Here is a 16,955-nt window from a genome sequence, read left to right on the forward strand (position 1 = left end):
TGATTAAATACTGTATTTTTAATAGAGAATATATGAAAAACAAACAGATTCAAAGGGTACTCACAATCTTTTTAATGATTGTTGTTGGTAATGGCTACGGGGTGTATTCACAAGAACAAAATGGTAATCATGCTATCAGGAACGTAGTGCTTGTACATGGCGCTTTCCTGGATGGATCAGGTTGGGAAGGTGTGTATCAAGAATTAACCCAAAGGGGATATAATGTTACTGTCACGCAACACACCTTACGGGATTTCGATGATGATGTTGCTGTTGTTGAAAAAGTGATTAGTCAGCAGGATGGCCCGTGCATCCTTGTAGGGCATAGCTATGGTGGGGTAGTAATTTCGGCAGCAGGGAACCACCCCAACGTGGCCGGCCTGGTGTATATTGCAGCACATGCCCCTGATGCGGGCGAGTTGAGAGCCGATCTTGTAAAAAAATATCCATCAGCTTATAAATCGCTTATTAAGGGTGATGATGGATTTGACATTGTAAACCCGGCAAAGTTTGCTGAAGATTTTGCAGCTGATCTTCCCATAGAGAGAGCTACTTTTATGGCTAATGCACAGGTTCCAACCGCCGATAAAGTGTTCCGGGCTGTGATCCAAAAACCTGCTTGGAAATATAAGCCTACCTGGTATATGGTGGCTGGTGCTGATCGTATTATCAACCCTGATCTGGAACGATTTTATGCTGGTCGGGCTAAAAGCAAAAAGGTGGTTGAAATTAAGGGCGGCAGCCATGCCATCTATGCATCGCGCCCCAAAGATGTTGCCGCGCTTATTATTGAAGCGGCAGCCCATGCCGGAAAAAAGGATTAATGATTACAGGCGATATATTTCGGGATGTAGTACCAGTTACTTCTTCATTGCGTATTCTGAGGGCGACATGCCAAATTGCTTGCTAAAGTTTCTTCCGAAATGCGTTTGTGAGTTATAACCAACCATGTCCGAAATCTCATATATCTTGTAATTACCCTCGCGAAGAAGCTCTGCTGCTTTCTTTAAACGGGCTATATTGATAAGTTCATTGGGTGTGAGATCGGATATAGCCTTTATTTTGCGGTATAGGGTAGGGCGGCTCATGTTCATCATGTCTGCCAGATGCTCTACATCAAGGTCAATATTAGCAAGGTTTTTATAAATGGTATCGTTCAGCTTCTCCAAAAAGTTTTCGTCGGCTTTCGAATAGGCCATTGTTTTTATATGGACAAGCGGCGAACTCGCAAAATACTGACGGATCTTATTCCGGTTAGAAAGCAGGTTCGCTATCTGAACCTTTAAATATTCAGGAGAGAACGGTTTCTCAATATAGGCATCCGCTCCCAGTTCCAGGCCTTCGATCTTAGACTGAAGGTTGTTTTTGGCTGTCAGGAGGATGATTGGAACATGGCTGAACTCAAAGTTCGACTTAATGATTTTACAAAGTTCAAAGCCGTCCATTATGGGCATCATGATGTCGCTTACGACCAATTGAACCGCTTCCTTAAGAAGGATGTCGAGGGCTTCTTTTCCATCGTAGGCCTTTAAAATGGAATATTTATCTTCCAAATCATCAGATATGAAATCCAAAATCTCCTCATTATCGTCCACAAGGAGGATCAATGGTTTAGTTTCCTGGTTAGTTAAATCCTGCATGTCGTAAATATTAATCCCTCTTTAGTCCAGTCGGTAAATTTAATATAAAAACATTCAATGTACTATCATTCGTATCAAGAGTTAACGATCCTTGCAGTAATTCGGCAAGTGAGCGGGAAAGAGCCAGGCCTATGCCGGTTCCGGTTTGCTTGCGGGTTTCTTTGATCCGGAAGAATGAGTCGAAGATTTTGTCTTTCATATCTGCCGGGATATGATAACCATCATTTTTAACCTGAATGGTAAATTCATTCTTCTCTTCATCTATCCGCGAGAGGGAAACGATAACCAGCTTTTCGCTATATTTTATCGCATTAGAGATCAGGTTGCTTATTATCTTATTGAAGGCGTCTACATCCGTTGATACATTGACCGGCTCTGCCGGAACATCAATTTGAAATGTAATTTTCTTTTGTTCGGCAGCAGATTCAAATCTCTGATGCAAATCGTGCAGCAATGATACGATATCGACATTGCTAAAGTTGAGACTGAAACTGTTTGTTTCCACCTGTCTGAAGTCAAGTAATTGCTCGGTTAGCTCCAGCAGGCGGCCTGTGTTCCTCTCCATGATCAGAAGATTTTTTTTGATGGACGGCACTTCATCTGCTTTATTAATGATTCGCTCCATTGGCCCCTTAATTAAAGTGAGAGGCGTACGGATCTCATGCGCTACATTAGTGAAGAAGTTGATTTTTGCCTGGTACACTTCCTGTTCTTTTTTATGTGCCAGAAGCTCTATTTTCCGCCGGTTCTTTTCTTTAACTTTTCTATCATATCTCTTAATGATATAGTAAAAAGCAGCCAGCAAAATCAGCATGTAGATGAGGTAAGCTGCCGGACTTTTCCATATCGGAGGAAGAATGACTACGACCAGTCTGGTATCGGTTTTATTCCACTGGCCACTGCTGTTTGACGCTTTTACGTGGAAAGTATAAGTGCCGGGTCCCAATCCGGTAAAATAGGCCTGTCTGTTTGTTTTGAGATATATCCATCGACTGTCGAGCCCCTCGAGTTTATAGGCGTACTCGGCCATTTCCGGAGCGGTAAAGCTCAAGGCTGCGAACTTGATATTAAATGACGACTGATCGTAGGTGAGTACAATTGTGTCTGTTAAGATAATTGACTTTTTTAAGGGCGAGTTCTCTTTATCAACAGGCAGCTCTTTGTTATAAACCTCGAAGCCTGTAATATACACAGGTGGGATATATGTGTTGTCGGTAAACTTATCCGGGTTGAAACGGATCATTCCCTTGACGCTCCCAAAGTACATATAGCCATCGGTGGTGTCTTTGAATGCTGAATTATAATTGAATTTGTCGTTCAGCAAGCCGTTTGATTTTGTAAAAGTTGTTATCTTTTCAGAAAAAGGATTAAAACACACAAGCCCTTTTGATGTGCTTATCCATAAGTTTTTTCGAGAGTCCTCCAGTATACCGAATATAAAGTTACTGGGCAGTCCTTCGTTAATAGTGTAACTTTTAAATGTATTAGAGCCGGGCACATACTTGCATAAGCCGCCGCCATCAGTGGCTAGCCAGATTGTTCCGCCAGACGATTCAAGTATCTTGTTAATCCTGTTGCTATTTAAGCTTTTACTCTTTCTGGGATCGTTTTTGAAATAACTTTTTTTGCCGGTGTTGTTGTCAAGACGAATCAGCCCGTCTCTGATGGTACCAATCCAGATATTCCCGCTATGGTCTTCCAGAATGGAGTATACGAAGGTGCGGTAATCATTATTAAAAAGGTTGACGTGTGTGAAGTTGTTTTTTTCTTCGTTGTAAAGATAGAGACCTCTGGTGGTTCCGATATAGGTTTTACCTGTTCTGGTTGCAAGGAAAGTGACGATAAAATTGCTCTTTAATTCATCGGGAGCTTCTCCCGAATCGTAATGCCTGATCACCTTGTTTGTTCGAATATCCATAATATCCAGGCCGTGCTCAAACGTTCCAATCCACAGTTCGTTGCCTTTAGCAAGCAAGCCATGAATGTTGGTGTACGAAATATCCGTCTTCGAGCCGGTTGGTGAAAAATGGGTAAACACACTGGTTTTGGGATTGAACTTATTAAGAGCAGCATCTTCGGTACCTACCCATATATTGCCATAATCGTCTTTGCATATTTCTCTGACGGCGTTTCCGCTGATTGAACTGTCGCTATTCGTGGGGAAGAACTTTTCAAAAAGATTGTATTGCCTGGGATAATAATTTACTCCTCCGAAGAAACTGCCCACCCAGATTCCGCCTTCCCTGTCTTTGCACAGGGTATAAACAGCATTGTCCGACAAGGAGTAAGGGTTTACGTTGTCTTTTACCAGGTTTACGACCTTCCTTGTAGAGAGATTATATATAAAAATACCCACCTCTGTTGCTATCCAGTACTCATCTCCGGTAATGTGCAGGAAATCTCTTACATAAATTTCCGACTTGTCTTTATTGTGCGTAAGGATGTCTTCATACGTTTTACTTTCTTTGTTAAAGAGTTTGACGCCTTGATTGGATGTTCCGAGCATCAGGTATTTCCCCGCATCATATATCCTTAAAATATATCGCGCTTTTGCCGGCTTCGAATGTTTGAAAACATCGTATGATTTAAACGACTTGTTTTTTATGTTTAACTCTCTGACCAGTCCGCCAGAAGTACCTACCCATATAGAGCCATCAGGACTTACACATAAAGAGGAGGCATCCATTATGTTTGTTGCATCGTAAAGATGCAGCTTGTTCCGGGCCGGAGTATAACAGAAAATCTTTGAATCCGACATAAACCAAACGTTACCGTATTTGTCGGTATTAAGATTGGTTATTACCATTCCTAATGTGGCCTTTACAAGAGTGAAGTTTTCTGATACTGTATTATAGCGGTATAAGCCGTTTCCGGTACCTACCCACAAGGTCCCCTTATTGTCTTCAATCAGGCTATTTACCATGTCGGTGCCGATACTTCCGGGATCGTCTTTATCGGGTCTGAATACTTTAAATGTGTAACCGTCAAAGCGGTTTAATCCATCAACGGTGCCAAACCATAGAAAACCATGTTTGTCCTGAAGACTAGCGGAAATTGTATTTGTAGACAGGCCGTCTTCTACTTCATAGCGTTTGAAGTAATATGGCTGTGCGCTTAAGGATTCATTAAACGCAAAATATATCAATAGAATGAATTGGAATGAAAGTTTCAATTAATTTAAAGGCTATAACTGCAAACTTATAGAAAATTGCCTTAGGTACAATCGCTTATACTCCGGTTTCCAATAATTTTTTAATCTATCTTTATGTAAATAAAAGGGTTATAATAAGCATTTCTGAAGCGGGTGCGAAGCGGATACATCCGGGGATTATTTGCCGAAGGGACAATAAATAATTGAATATATTTGAATAACAATCCCTTTGAGACGAAATAGAGATATTTTGAGACAAAAAACGTAGCAAAGCTTTGCCAAATGGTTTTATTTTGGATTTTTAAAGATTGCGACACACACGAGCCTATGCAGGCAGAGTACTTTGCATGGTTCGGCAATATTCCAAAACCTTATTTATAATAGCAGACCGGGTTATAAAGGTTTATTAAACACACATTGGATGAAATATTTAATTGTTCTTTTATTTGTTAGCAAGCTGGCTGTTGCTCAAACGCCTGATCTTGTTAAATATGTCAACACACTGCAGGGAACCAATTCAAAACATGAGTTGACGCGCGGCAATACGTACCCCACTACAGCCCTTCCTTTTGGAATGAATACCTGGACTCCGCAGACGGGCCGAAATGGTGATGGCTGGAAATACCAGTATTTTAAGAAAACGATCAGGGGCTTCCAGCAGGCGCACCAGTGCAGTTCGTGGAGTAATGATTATGCGGTATTTTCTTTCATGCCGGTTACCGGAGCTCTTAAGGTAAACGAAGAAGAAAGGGCTGCAGGTTTTAGTCACGATAATGAGATTGCACGTCCCAACTATTATAAAGTAAAGCTTGATAACGGAATTACTACAGAGATGTCACCCACAGAACGCGGGGCACATCTTCGTTTCTCATTCCCTAAAGGCGAAAAAAGCTATCTGGTTCTGGACGGCTACACAAAAATGAGCATGGTGAAGATCATTCCTTCAGAACGCAAGATCATCGGATACGTTAATAATGGTCATTATGTGCCTGAGAATTTCAGGAACTACTTTGTCGTGGTATTCGATAAACCTTTCAAAAGCTACGGCACATGGGAAAACCGTACAAATTCTGTTTCTACGGGGACATTGGAGCTGGAAGGTAAGGGAGCGGGTGCGTATATTGAGTTTAAGGCCGGAGAGCAGGTACAGGCGAAGGTTGCTTCTTCGTATATCAGTACTGAGCAGGCCGGACTAAATTTAAAAAGAGAGCTTGGCAAGTTCAGGAACCTCGAGGCTACCAAAACGGCTGCCGCTAAGATATGGAATGAGCACTTAAGCAGGATACTTGTAGAAGGCGGCACTGAGGAGGAGAAAGCAACATTCTATTCCTGCTTCTTCAGGGCCAGTTTATTCTCCCGTCAGTTTTTTGAATATGATAAGGATGGTAAACCTTATTACTACAGCGCTTATGACGGAAAGATACACGAAGGGTACATGTACACGGACACCGGTTTCTGGGATACGTTCAGGGCTCAGTTCCCGTTAAATGCTATCATGCATCCTACTATGCATGGTCGTTATATGCAAGCTTTGCTTGCCGCTTACGAACAATGCGGATGGCTGCCTTCATGGTCGTTTCCCGGTGAAGGCGGAAGTATGATCGGAAATCATGCCATCTCATTACTTACAGACGCCTGGGTAAAAGGCATACGGACATTCGATCCGAAACAAGCTTTGCAGGCTTATCTTCATGAAGCCACTAACAAAGGTCCATGGGGCCCCGCCAATGGCAGACATGGCTGGAAGGAATATTATCAACTGGGGTACGTTCCTTACCCCGAATACGGAGAAGCTACTGCAAAAACTCTTGAATACGCGTATGATGATTTTTGCGCCTGGCAGTTATCGAAAGAAACGGATCAGCCATTTTATACCCGTATTTTTGAACGCCAGATGTACAACTATAAAAACGTTTACGACCCATCTACGCGCTTTATGAGAGGCAGAAACAGCAAAGGGGAATGGAAAGCCAACTTTGATCCTATTGAGTGGGGCGGTCCCTATACCGAAGGTAATGCCTGGCATTGGCAGTGGTCGGTTTTTCATGATGTTCAGGGACTGATCAACCTGATGCAGGGAGAGAAAAATTTTACTGCGAAGCTTGATTCGGTGTTTTCAGAGCCTAATAAAGTGAATACAGGAACCTATGGTGGAATGATACACGAGATGACTGAGATGGTGATGGCGAATATGGGGCAGTATGCTCATGGCAATCAACCGATTCAGCATATGATCTATTTGTATAACTATGCGGGTCAACCCTGGAAGACTCAATATCATGTACGTCAGGTAATGAGCCGTTTGTATAATTCTACTGAAAACGGGTATCCCGGAGACGAAGATCAGGGTCAGACTTCGTCATGGTATGTTTTGAGCGCTTTAGGCTTTTATAGTGTTTGTCCCGGCACTGATCAATATGTAATCGGCAGTCCGGTATTTAATAAGGTGACTATTACTCTGGAGAATGGGAAGAAGTTTGTGATCCAGGCGCGTAATAACAATGCGCAGAACGTATATATCCAGTCGGCAAAGCTTAACGGAAAAGACTATACTCCTACTTATATAAAACACTCAGACATTACAAACGGCGGACTGCTGGAGTTTGATATGCAGGCTCAGCCCGCAACGCAAAGAGCGCAAAGTGTATCTGACCGGCCTTTTTCGTTATCGCGCTGAAGGGATACTGAAGAATGAATGGAGATTAACTCATAGCCATATTGAGATCTTTAGTACATATAATGAGACAGTTTAGTGAAAGTATCGCTGCCTTTTTTACTTTATTTGTAAGCCAATGAAGTTGAACCTGTTCTATTTAGTTTTTATAGTTACTACCAGCTGTTTCTTCTCATTACAGGCGCAGGAACGCGATAACATGCATGCCGCGCCAGCACCACTGTTCCGCGATCCGGTCACCGATGGTGCCGCTGATCCCGTAGTCTTCTGGAATCATAAAGAAAAAGCGTGGTGGATGCTTTATACACAGAGAAGGGCGAATTCGGAAACAGCCGATGTTGCTTATTGTTATGGGAATGCTATTGGTATCGCTTCGACCGAAGATAAAGGACGTACATGGGCTTACCGTGGAACACTTAATCTTGACTTTGAAAACGGTCATAATACGTTCTGGGCTCCTGATATTGTTTTCCATAAAGGGAAATATCACTTATTTGTTTCTTATATCCGGGGTGTATATAACCATTGGGCAGGAAAGCCACGAATGGTACATTATACCAGCAAAGATCTGTGGAACTGGAAGTTTGAAGGTTTTCCTGTATTGCCATTTGATAACGTAATAAATCCGACTCTTTTCCAAATGCCCGACGGCAACTGGCGGATGTGGTATAAAGGTCCCAATAGTCTTACTTATATGGCTGAGAGCAGAGATTTAAAGAAGTGGCATTCACCATCAAAGGAGCCGGTGATTAAAGGGAATCCACATGAAGGAGAAAAAGTTTTCCGATTCGTAGGATCCTATTGGATGCTTACTGATGAATGGTCGGGCATGAGGATATATAAATCTGCGGATCTTGAACATTGGGAGAAACAAGGAAAAATACTTGATAAAGCCGGGAAGAGGCCAGATGATACACCTACCGGCGCTCATGGCGACGTGGTTGTAGTGGGCAATAAGGCGTATGTGTTTTATTTTACGCATCCTGGCAGAAAGGCGCATTCAGCAGCAGATATTCGTCCGGATGGGGTGCTTCCCTACGAGTTTCGACGCTCATCCATACAAGTAGCCGAACTCGTATTAAAAGATGGTACTCTTACCTGTTTAAGAGATGAGCCTTTTGATTTTGAAATGACGCCGCCGACGGAGAGAGATATAAAATGAAGTACATCGCTGGATTGGTAAGGTCTGAAAATTAGACTTAGCTGATGTGGATTGTGGCTCTGATGATTACCAGAACAAGTTAAACGACAATTATATAATGAAAAAGACGTATTTATTTCTGCTTTTTGTGCTGCTAAGCCAGATTGGTGTAAACGGACAGAGCCCTCAGTGGCAAATAGTGAAGGGAAAGATCACTTCTCCATGGAGTGAAAATGTAAATCCATCGCGGGTATTACCCGAATATCCCCGTCCACAAATGGTGAGGGAAAACTGGGCAAACTTAAATGGACTGTGGAACTATTCTATATTGCCTAAAGATGGCGCTAAACCATCGGCTTACCAGGGTAAGATATTAGTACCCTTTGCTGTAGAATCGGCACTCTCGGGTGTGGGAAAACGGGTTGGAAAGGATAGTATTCTTTGGTATAACACTTCTGTAAGTATACCATCAGCTATGAAAGGGAAAAGGGTGCTTTTGCATTTCGGTGGTGTTGACTGGGAAACTGAGGTTTATGTGAATGGCAAGAAGGTGGGAATGCATCAGGGCGGTAATGATCCCTTTTCATTCGATATCACTTCGAGTTTAAAAAAGAGTGGAAAACAAGAGATTTCGGTACGGGTATGGGATCCTACGGATGAAGGTCCTCAACCACGAGGCAAACAGGTTAGGCGGCCCGAAGGAATCTGGTATACTCCCGTTACTGGTATCTGGCAGACTGTTTGGCTGGAAGCGGTTGCTCAAACTTATATAAGTGGCACAAAGCAAACACCAGACATCGATAAAAAAGCGCTGATCGTTAGTGCTTCTGTTGAAAATGCTGTTAAAGGCGATAAGGTGAAGATCTCTGCCTGGGATGGTAAATCGAAAGTGGCAGAAACAACGGTTGATGCGGGAACTGAAACCGCTCTTAATATAGCGAATCCCAAACTATGGTCGCCAGACAGCCCTTTCTTATATGACCTCCGTTTGTCAGTGATCAGGAATGGTAAGACGATAGATGAGGTGAAAAGTTATTTTGCGATGCGGAAGTCCTCTATGGGTAAGGATGCAAACGGCATACAAAGAATGCTGCTGAATAATGAGTTCGTATTCCAATATGGGCCTCTTGATCAGGGCTGGTGGCCCGACGGGCTTTACACTGCTCCAACGGATGAGGCCTTGAAGTTTGATATAGAGAAGACTAAAGAAATGGGCTTCAATATGATCAGAAAACATATTAAGGTGGAACCGGCACGCTGGTATTATTACTGCGACGTTATGGGATTGCTGGTTTGGCAGGATATGCCAAGCGGCGACCTGGGTAATCACTGGGAGATGAGGCCGGGCGTGTTTGGTCGCGCAACAGATAAGAACCGCAGTCCTGAATCGGAAGGATATTACAGAAAAGAGTGGAATGCTATTATGGATGCTCTTCACAATTATCCTTCAATTGTAGTCTGGACTCCTTTCAACGAGGCCTGGGGGCAGTTTAAAACCGAAGAGATTGTGGAATGGACGATGAAAAAAGACCCTTCTCGTTTAATAAATACGGCAAGCGGTGGTAATTTCCATCCTGTAGGGCATATCATCGACCTGCACAACTATCCTGAACCATTAATGCCGGATCCACGTACCTACGGTGCTGAAAGGGCGCTTGTGCTAGGCGAGTTTGGAGGTCTTGGACTGCCGGTAGATGGTCATGTATGGCAGCAGAAAGACAACTGGGGATATCAGAGCTTTAAAAGTGCGGATGCGCTTTTTGAAAGATATTCTTCTTTCATGAATTCGCTTGAGGGGTTAATCAAAGCGGGACTTTCTGCTGCTGTGTACACGCAGACAACAGATGTTGAAGTTGAAACGAATGGTCTTATGACTTACGACAGGAAGGTAATAAAAGTGCCGGAAGCAAAGCTGAAACAGGTTCATCAAAAGCTGTACAATAAATCTCTTGTAAAGTTGCCGTAGGGCTTTAGTTCAAACAAGGTGCTGATTCTAAGGGGGAAGTTTCTTTTTGTATTTTGGAATCAGCACTTTTTTTATAATCACTTTGTCCCTTTAACATGGAGGGCAATTTCGCTCGTATGTGCTATATCTAATGTTGTTCCTGGCTTAATATCAAGAAAACGCTCAAGATAGACGTCTATAATGCCTTCAAGGACACGTCTTCTTGATTCTTTGAATTCGGGACTTACGGTGAATTTTGAAAGTCGCATACTTCCTTTATCATCTACCAAAACAGAGAATGAATAGTTAAAATCCTTATAGGCTTTATCAATTGTAATGCTATACTCCGGGTAAAGGTATTCATCCGAGGGGCTTACATGGAGGAGGTCGTGTGGGTCAAGTTGTACTTTGAGTTTGTTTACTTTGATCTCAGGGATTTTGCTTTTGAGAACAACGGGCATCCGGGCTGCGAATGCACTGTCTCTGACTCCGGGATTCCTGTTTGCCTTCGCTGATTTTGCCTGGATGAACAATGTGTCTTTATGTGAAGGCTTACGAAGCTGCTCAGGGTCGGCATGTGTTTTTTGAAGGTAAGCATATGAATAGAACTTCATGTAGGCATTGGAAAAGTCTTTTGATACCTTTTTTTCCTCCACAGAAAGGAGCTGAAAAATGAGGCTGTCTTTGCTTACCGTTTTAATTCTCATCCAGTGGCGGGCGATATTAAATACCGAGTCATGATCATGATAAATAGGATAGTGGTAAAACACCTTTGCCTGCGGATGAAAAATCATCAGAGAGTCGTCTGAAAGAAGATACATTTTCCAGGTTGGTTCAAGCTCATATCCCTGATCGTTAAAGGATAGTCCGGAGGTAAAGTACCTGTCGGTTTCGATATACTGCATTCCAAGCACTGCTTTAAAGGTCGGCCTATCATTTTCTTTTGGCTTTTCCCGGCTGCATCCACTAATTATTGAAAGAGTTAGCATAACCCTAAGGAGAGACAGTCCGGGCTTTCTACAGAAGTATTTTAAAATCATCAAGGGCTAAAATAGATATTTCTGCAATTCATAAAGTCAATGGTAATAGAAATGTGCCTATTAATCTATCAAACCGCTACCTGGCTTTATCTAATCGCCTGATTTTTGAGGTGTAATCTTGAGTTTGGAGATATCGAAACCTTTACTCATCGCCGAAATAAGCAGCTCTTTATAGGTTTCTTTTTCCATCCACGGCTTTCTGCTAAGAATCCATAGGTATTTACGGTTAGGATGGCCAACCATGGCGTATGAGTAGTCAGATGCAAGATCGATAATCCAATACTTTCCGCTGAAAGGCCAAAAAAAGCTTACGTTTAGTTTGGCATTGCTAACAGGGTCGGAAATTGATGCCTTTCCGGTTGCCGTTCTCTGTATTCCTTTAGATATGCACGAATTTTTGATAGCGATAGTGCCATCATCATTTAGCGAATACTGAGCAGTGGTATAAGTGCAGCCTTTTTCGAACCGCTGAGGTATAGCGGCTATTTCATACCATCTGCCGAGATAGCGGTTGAGATCCACCTTTGGAACTGTATCTAGCGGTTGTTCAAGAAGTTTTTTAATAATTAACGCTGCAGTCCCAAACACCAACGCTGCTGCAGCTATCATAGGAATAGATTTTTTCATTCAGCTATAACAATAAGAAGCTTAGATGGTTTATTGCAAGGAGATGAATATAAAAGCTTTCAGATCAAACCGGTCCGGTCTTTAAGCGGCAGTTTGGATACCACGAGCCTGTAAGAGTCACGAATCCACTCCCGCATGAGTGCATCGTCTGCAGATCCGTTGGGAATTATTGTATTCCAGTGTTTTTTATTCATATGGTAACCGGGAAGTACTTCAGGATATTGCTCTCTCAGCTCTATAGCTCTCTCAGGATCGCATTTTACATTAAATGTAAATGAGTTTAACGAAGCAAGGCTAAACATCTTTCCTTTGACTTTCATTACCAAGGTGTCGTCGCCAAACGGAAATCCTTCAATAACGCCGGGAAGGGAAAGACAGAAATCTCTGTATTCTTCTATATTCATATAAGTAGTACGGTTATCTGTTGGTGACAGGGGAGTCCGACGTTAAACCTTCCATCTCAATCTTCTGCTATATTGGCTGAGAATCCTGCTGCCGGTTTTCCTATTGATTTGTAGGCTCCTTCGCCATGCAGTATCGCTGCCAGGCTGGAGTTGTTTGTGATAACGGATGTAGCAGCTTTAATATCTTCATCATATTTGAAAGACTGCTCCATTCGCCCTTTCTGGAAATAATAACGCGATACTATTTCATTTTCGAGGATACGCTGTATTTCTTCTTTAAACTGTATGAAGTCGTTCTTTTTACTTACAGAGACTTTATTTTTCAGAGCTTCGTATTCAGCTTTGATCTCTGCCATTTTACTTTCTTTATCGGCTTCAGACTGGAGGTCGTTGAGCAGCCTTTCTGTTCTCGTATAGTAGTTATAGTCTTTATCCGACAAATAATTTATAAACTCGTTATATTCATTTGTACTTAACTTGAAGTGCCTGGGGTCATTCGGTTTTGGTTTCTCGTTTCGATATTTAGTTGCATAATCAAAAAAGTAATAGCGTGTTGCCAGCGTTTGCGAGATTGGGCTATATTTTACAGGCTTAACGAAAATATCGGGATAGATACCACTTCCATCATAAACGATACGTCCGCCGAGCGTTTTATAAGCAGAAATCAGAGAATCGGCTACTTTCTCCACACTGCCTTCTGAGGTACGGTGTGTGTAATCTAATGCCTGTATACATCTTCCGGAGGGGGTGTAATATTTCGCAACGGTGACCTTTACCAGGCTGTTGTAGGGGAGGTTAAAGGTTTGCTGAACAAGTCCCTTCCCAAAGCTTCGTTGTCCAATAACAGCGGCCCGGTCTAGATCCTGCAGCGACCCGGCTACAATTTCGGAAGCCGAGGCAGAACGATTGTTTATAAGTACTGCCAGCGGAAGGGTTGGCGCTATAGGGGAATTATAAGTTTTATATGTATAGGTTTTTTCTTGGTTGTTGCCCTTTTGAGTTACAACTTTCGTATTGGAAGCAACAAAAAGGTTAACAATCTTTACAGCTTCCTGCAGGATACCCCCTCCGTTAGAGCGGAGATCGAGAATCAGTCCGGTTGGTTTGTTCTTAAGGATGGTCATCAGCGCATTTTGAACTTCTGCACCAGAGTTTTCAAGAAACTTGTCGAGCTTAATATAGCCGATATTATTATCCAGCATTCCGAAATAGCTAATATTTGGTTGCGTTATCTCTGCGCGAACAATATCTTTTTCTATGGGGCTTGCCTCTCCGGGTCTATTAATCAGAAGCTTCAATGGTGTGTTTTTCGGCCCTTTTAACATTGAACTGACAAGCTCGTAAGGTCTGTTTTTTAGGGAGACGTTGTTTATCTTAATAATCTCATCGCCTGCGCGAATATCTGCTTTCTGAGCGGGAAATCCTTCAAAGGTGTCGGCTATGATAAATTTACCGTTTCTGTTCTGAATGCTCGTTCCAATGCCTCCATATTGGGTGCTCACATATTTCATGCGGTAATCTTCCATTTCGGATTCAGGCACAAATTCCGTGTATGGATCAAGGCTTTCAAGCATGGCATCAATCCCTGTTTGCATAAGCTTTGACGAATTTATCTCGTCGACATAATTCATGTTGAGCTCAGTGTACAGGGTAGAAAATATCTCGAGATTTTTTGACGCCTGAAAGTAATCGTCGCTGAAGGCCAAAGACAATCCGGCGATTCCCACAGAAGCTATAAGTATTTTTTTTCTGAGGTTTTTATTCAGTGTAAGCATAATGTTTTTCTATCATGTAAACGAAAACGGCTGTAATAGTGTACAGGATTATAAATATACCAGATGATTATGAGATTTAATAGATCTAAATCTTTTTTCTGCAGGAGGGTTCGCAGTGCCTGGATAAAAGAAAAGCCCCAGATGGAGCTTCCTTATAAACGATTATTATCAATATTAGCAAGTCCTTTTTCAAGGGTGAATACTACATATTCCCTGTTTCGTTTCAATCTGTTCATCAGGTGCTGAATAAGCTTCTCCTCTTCTCCAGGAGTGTAAATGAGGTCATCTTCAGAAAGTTCCCTGTATTTCCGTTTTACCTTAAGTTTAAGTCTTTCCCAGTCCGACTTGCTTATACTGATCTCTGCCATAATTTTCTTTGTTACAAAATTATAAATTTTGTCGTCTTGTTAAAGCTGATCAGAATATACTTCGTCAACATTTTTAAAATTCAGGTGTTGTTGACTTAATATTGACTGATACGTGAAAATTAAATTATAAAAATTATGAAAAAAATCATTCTACTAAGCTGTTTATGCGTCGCAATGAGTTTTGCGTCATTCGCACAGCTTCCCTCTTTTAATCTGGGAGTAAAAGCAGGGCTTAATTTGGCAACTCTGAAGTCGGACAATTTTTTCGGTGAAGAAAATCGCCTGGGTTATCAGTTCGGTGTATGGGCTCGCTTAGGGGGTGCAGGTTTCTATGTCCAGCCAGAGGCTTATCTGGCCGGAAAGGGTGGAAAGTTTGATCTGAGCCAGGACAACGGCGTTAACGCTGAAGGAAAAGTAAGGTTCACAACACTCGACGTACCTGTATTGATCGGAAATAAAATAGGATTTGACAAACTGAATGTGCGTTTTATGGCCGGTCCGGTTGTTTCTTTCATCCTGGATGATAGTTTTAAAAGTAATTTCCAGAATGTTACAGACGTTAACGATTACAAAAATCAAACCTGGGGCGCCCAGATAGGCGCGGGAGTAGATATTGGCAGTTTGGCTGTTGACCTGAGGTATGAGGCCGGCTTAAGTAATGTAAGCAAAAGCGGACAGTACGACCAGAAGCAAAATCTATGGCATTTAAGCCTGGGTTATAAGCTATTCTAGGTTAAGTTATACGTAATAAGTTGTAGGTGTTAAGAACAAAACTAACGTCTTAAGCTATTTACCCATAATCAGCTCCGGAAACGGGGCTGATTTTTTTGGTGATAACGCATCTTCCGCAAAGAGTAGCTTTTAGCTACAGGGGAAGCGATATCTTTCCCATCATTACGGCAGGCCCGCCTCCGGTTTGTATAACCGATCCGCAAATGGTTTCGTTTGCAAGCAGGGCAAATAGTGCTGCTTCTTTAGCGTCAGCGTTAAATCCCAGTTCCTCTGTTCGCTTTATGGCACTATGAGGCAGGCATTTTTGAATCTCCTCCATAATGTATGAATTATGGCAGCCGCCTCCACTTACATATACGACCAAATTTTCCTTACCTGTTATCTCTTTAATACCATTTGCAATGGAATGTGCCGTAAGGAGCGATACAGTTGCTATGACGTCGGCAGGGTTGGCCTCTGAAATGCCTGCTAATGCCTTAGATTCTTCTACAAAATTTAGATTGAATAATTCAGGACCTGTAGTTTTGGGAAGATCTTCCCTGAAAAAGGGATGCGCCAGCATAGCGTTTAGAAGCGAAGGGATTACCTTCCCCGACCTTGCATAGGTTCCATCGTTATCGAAGGGTGAATTAAAGTACTTTCTTGACAATGCATCTGTTAGTGTATTGCCTGGCCCTGTATCAGTACACACCACTCTGGAAGCATTTCCGTCACCGGGAAGATAGGTAAAGTTTGAAATTCCACCTATATTTAATAGTATACGGTTCTCCTCTTCAGAGGAGAACAATATATAATCTCCGTAGAGTGCAAGAGGGGCTCCCTCCCCACCGGCTGCAATATGTTTTTGCCTAAAGTCGCTGAGCGTCAAAATTGCCGTTTTTACTGCAAGATGATCGCCGTCACCAATCTGAAGGGTAGCGTCGGGATATCCCGTCAATTGATGCAGGCGCCGGGGCGCGTGGTAAATGGTTTGTCCGTGGCTGGCAATGCAATCAATATCAGAAGCACTTACTCCCCATTTGCCGAGCATGCTTAGGATCATATCGGCATGAAGGGTTCCTATTAGTACATTAAGGAGGCTTAATTTCTGTAGATCAACCTGTTGTTTGGAAAAGACACTTTTCACATCTGCTTTAAAATCTTCAGAATATGGAAGCGTTTCAAATTCTTCAACGGCCAACCGGGTTTGTCTTCCGCTGCCATGAATACGACATAACGCGATATCAAGCCCATCAAGAGATGTACCAGACATAAGTCCGACGATCAGGCGGCTTTCCTTGTCGGCCATCAGGCATAGCTTTTGTATTTCCTTATTCATAGAATATTAGGCATTCTCCTTCGGAGAATAAAATCACTACTAAGGAACGTAAAAAACACGAAAATTTCTTATAAAAGCCTACATTTATGCTGGCTATACTACACAGCAGTATGCACGCCGCCTCATTATGAATTTGTAAC

13 protein-coding genes are annotated in these 16,955 nt (G+C 42.3%); 5 read left to right on the top strand and 8 right to left on the bottom strand.

All coding sequences use genetic code 11. The annotated features are described in order from the left end of the window. The first annotated feature begins 32 nt into the window (after positions 1-32). Complete coding sequence (locus tag BDE36_RS02135; RefSeq protein WP_202618103.1) at positions 33-824, top strand: alpha/beta fold hydrolase; 792 nt, start codon at positions 33-35, stop codon at positions 822-824. Positions 825-860: 36 nt separating this feature from the next. Here the strand turns inward: BDE36_RS02135 and BDE36_RS02140 are convergent, their stop codons facing one another. Together BDE36_RS02140 and BDE36_RS02145 are read right to left on the bottom strand one after the other, a co-directional pair. Further along, a complete protein-coding gene (locus BDE36_RS02140; protein WP_141813568.1) occupies positions 861-1,640 on the bottom strand; it encodes a response regulator transcription factor in 780 nt (259 codons plus the stop codon). Positions 1,641-1,650: 10 nt separating this feature from the next. Next, on the bottom strand, positions 1,651-4,812 hold the full coding sequence (locus tag BDE36_RS02145; RefSeq protein WP_141813569.1) for a ligand-binding sensor domain-containing protein: 3,162 nt from the start codon (positions 4,810-4,812) through the stop codon (positions 1,651-1,653). A gap of 400 nt (positions 4,813-5,212) precedes the next feature. On the opposite strand from BDE36_RS02145, the gene BDE36_RS02150 reads away from it, so the two are divergent. The 3 genes from BDE36_RS02150 (at position 5,213) to BDE36_RS02160 (ending at position 10,572) form a co-directional block, all read left to right on the top strand. Next, complete coding sequence (locus BDE36_RS02150; protein WP_141813570.1) at positions 5,213-7,468, top strand: GH92 family glycosyl hydrolase; 2,256 nt, start codon at positions 5,213-5,215, stop codon at positions 7,466-7,468. 115 nt (positions 7,469-7,583) lie between these two features. Continuing rightward, complete coding sequence (locus BDE36_RS02155; protein WP_141813571.1) at positions 7,584-8,627, top strand: glycoside hydrolase family protein; 1,044 nt, start codon at positions 7,584-7,586, stop codon at positions 8,625-8,627. A gap of 97 nt (positions 8,628-8,724) precedes the next feature. Next, positions 8,725-10,572 carry a glycoside hydrolase family 2 protein gene (locus BDE36_RS02160; protein ID WP_141813572.1) on the top strand — a complete coding sequence of 616 codons (1,848 nt, stop codon included), beginning with the start codon at positions 8,725-8,727 and terminating at the stop codon, positions 10,570-10,572. Between the two features lie 77 nt (positions 10,573-10,649). Here BDE36_RS02160 and BDE36_RS02165 read toward each other — a convergent pair whose 3' ends face one another. From BDE36_RS02165 to BDE36_RS02185, 5 genes are all read right to left on the bottom strand, one after another. Then, entirely contained in the window at positions 10,650-11,456 is an 807-nt protein-coding gene (locus tag BDE36_RS02165) for a hypothetical protein (RefSeq protein ID WP_141813573.1), read from the bottom strand. A gap of 225 nt (positions 11,457-11,681) precedes the next feature. Continuing rightward, positions 11,682-12,218 (bottom strand): lipocalin family protein, encoded by a 537-nt coding sequence (locus BDE36_RS02170; protein ID WP_141813574.1) that lies wholly within the window; start codon positions 12,216-12,218, stop codon positions 11,682-11,684. A gap of 59 nt (positions 12,219-12,277) precedes the next feature. Continuing rightward, a complete protein-coding gene (locus tag BDE36_RS02175) occupies positions 12,278-12,622 on the bottom strand; it encodes an MmcQ/YjbR family DNA-binding protein (protein ID WP_141813575.1) in 345 nt (114 codons plus the stop codon). 56 nt (positions 12,623-12,678) lie between these two features. Then, the gene (locus BDE36_RS02180; protein ID WP_141813576.1) at positions 12,679-14,397 is read right to left on the bottom strand and encodes a S41 family peptidase; all 1,719 of its coding nucleotides are present in this window, start codon (positions 14,395-14,397) and stop codon (positions 12,679-12,681) included. Between the two features lie 152 nt (positions 14,398-14,549). Further along, a complete protein-coding gene (locus BDE36_RS02185; RefSeq protein ID WP_128768054.1) occupies positions 14,550-14,765 on the bottom strand; it encodes a hypothetical protein in 216 nt (71 codons plus the stop codon). Positions 14,766-14,900: 135 nt separating this feature from the next. Here BDE36_RS02185 and BDE36_RS02190 point away from each other — a divergent pair, with 135 nt between their 5' ends. Further along, positions 14,901-15,497 (top strand): porin family protein, encoded by a 597-nt coding sequence (locus BDE36_RS02190; RefSeq protein ID WP_141813577.1) that lies wholly within the window; start codon positions 14,901-14,903, stop codon positions 15,495-15,497. A gap of 133 nt (positions 15,498-15,630) precedes the next feature. On the opposite strand, the gene BDE36_RS02195 is transcribed toward BDE36_RS02190, so the two are convergent. Further along, complete coding sequence (locus tag BDE36_RS02195; RefSeq protein WP_141813578.1) at positions 15,631-16,815, bottom strand: anhydro-N-acetylmuramic acid kinase; 1,185 nt, start codon at positions 16,813-16,815, stop codon at positions 15,631-15,633. Positions 16,816-16,955: the final 140 nt, after the last annotated feature.

Source organism: Arcticibacter tournemirensis, assembly GCF_006716645.1.
Classification (GTDB): Bacteria; Bacteroidota; Bacteroidia; order Sphingobacteriales; family Sphingobacteriaceae; genus Arcticibacter; species Arcticibacter tournemirensis.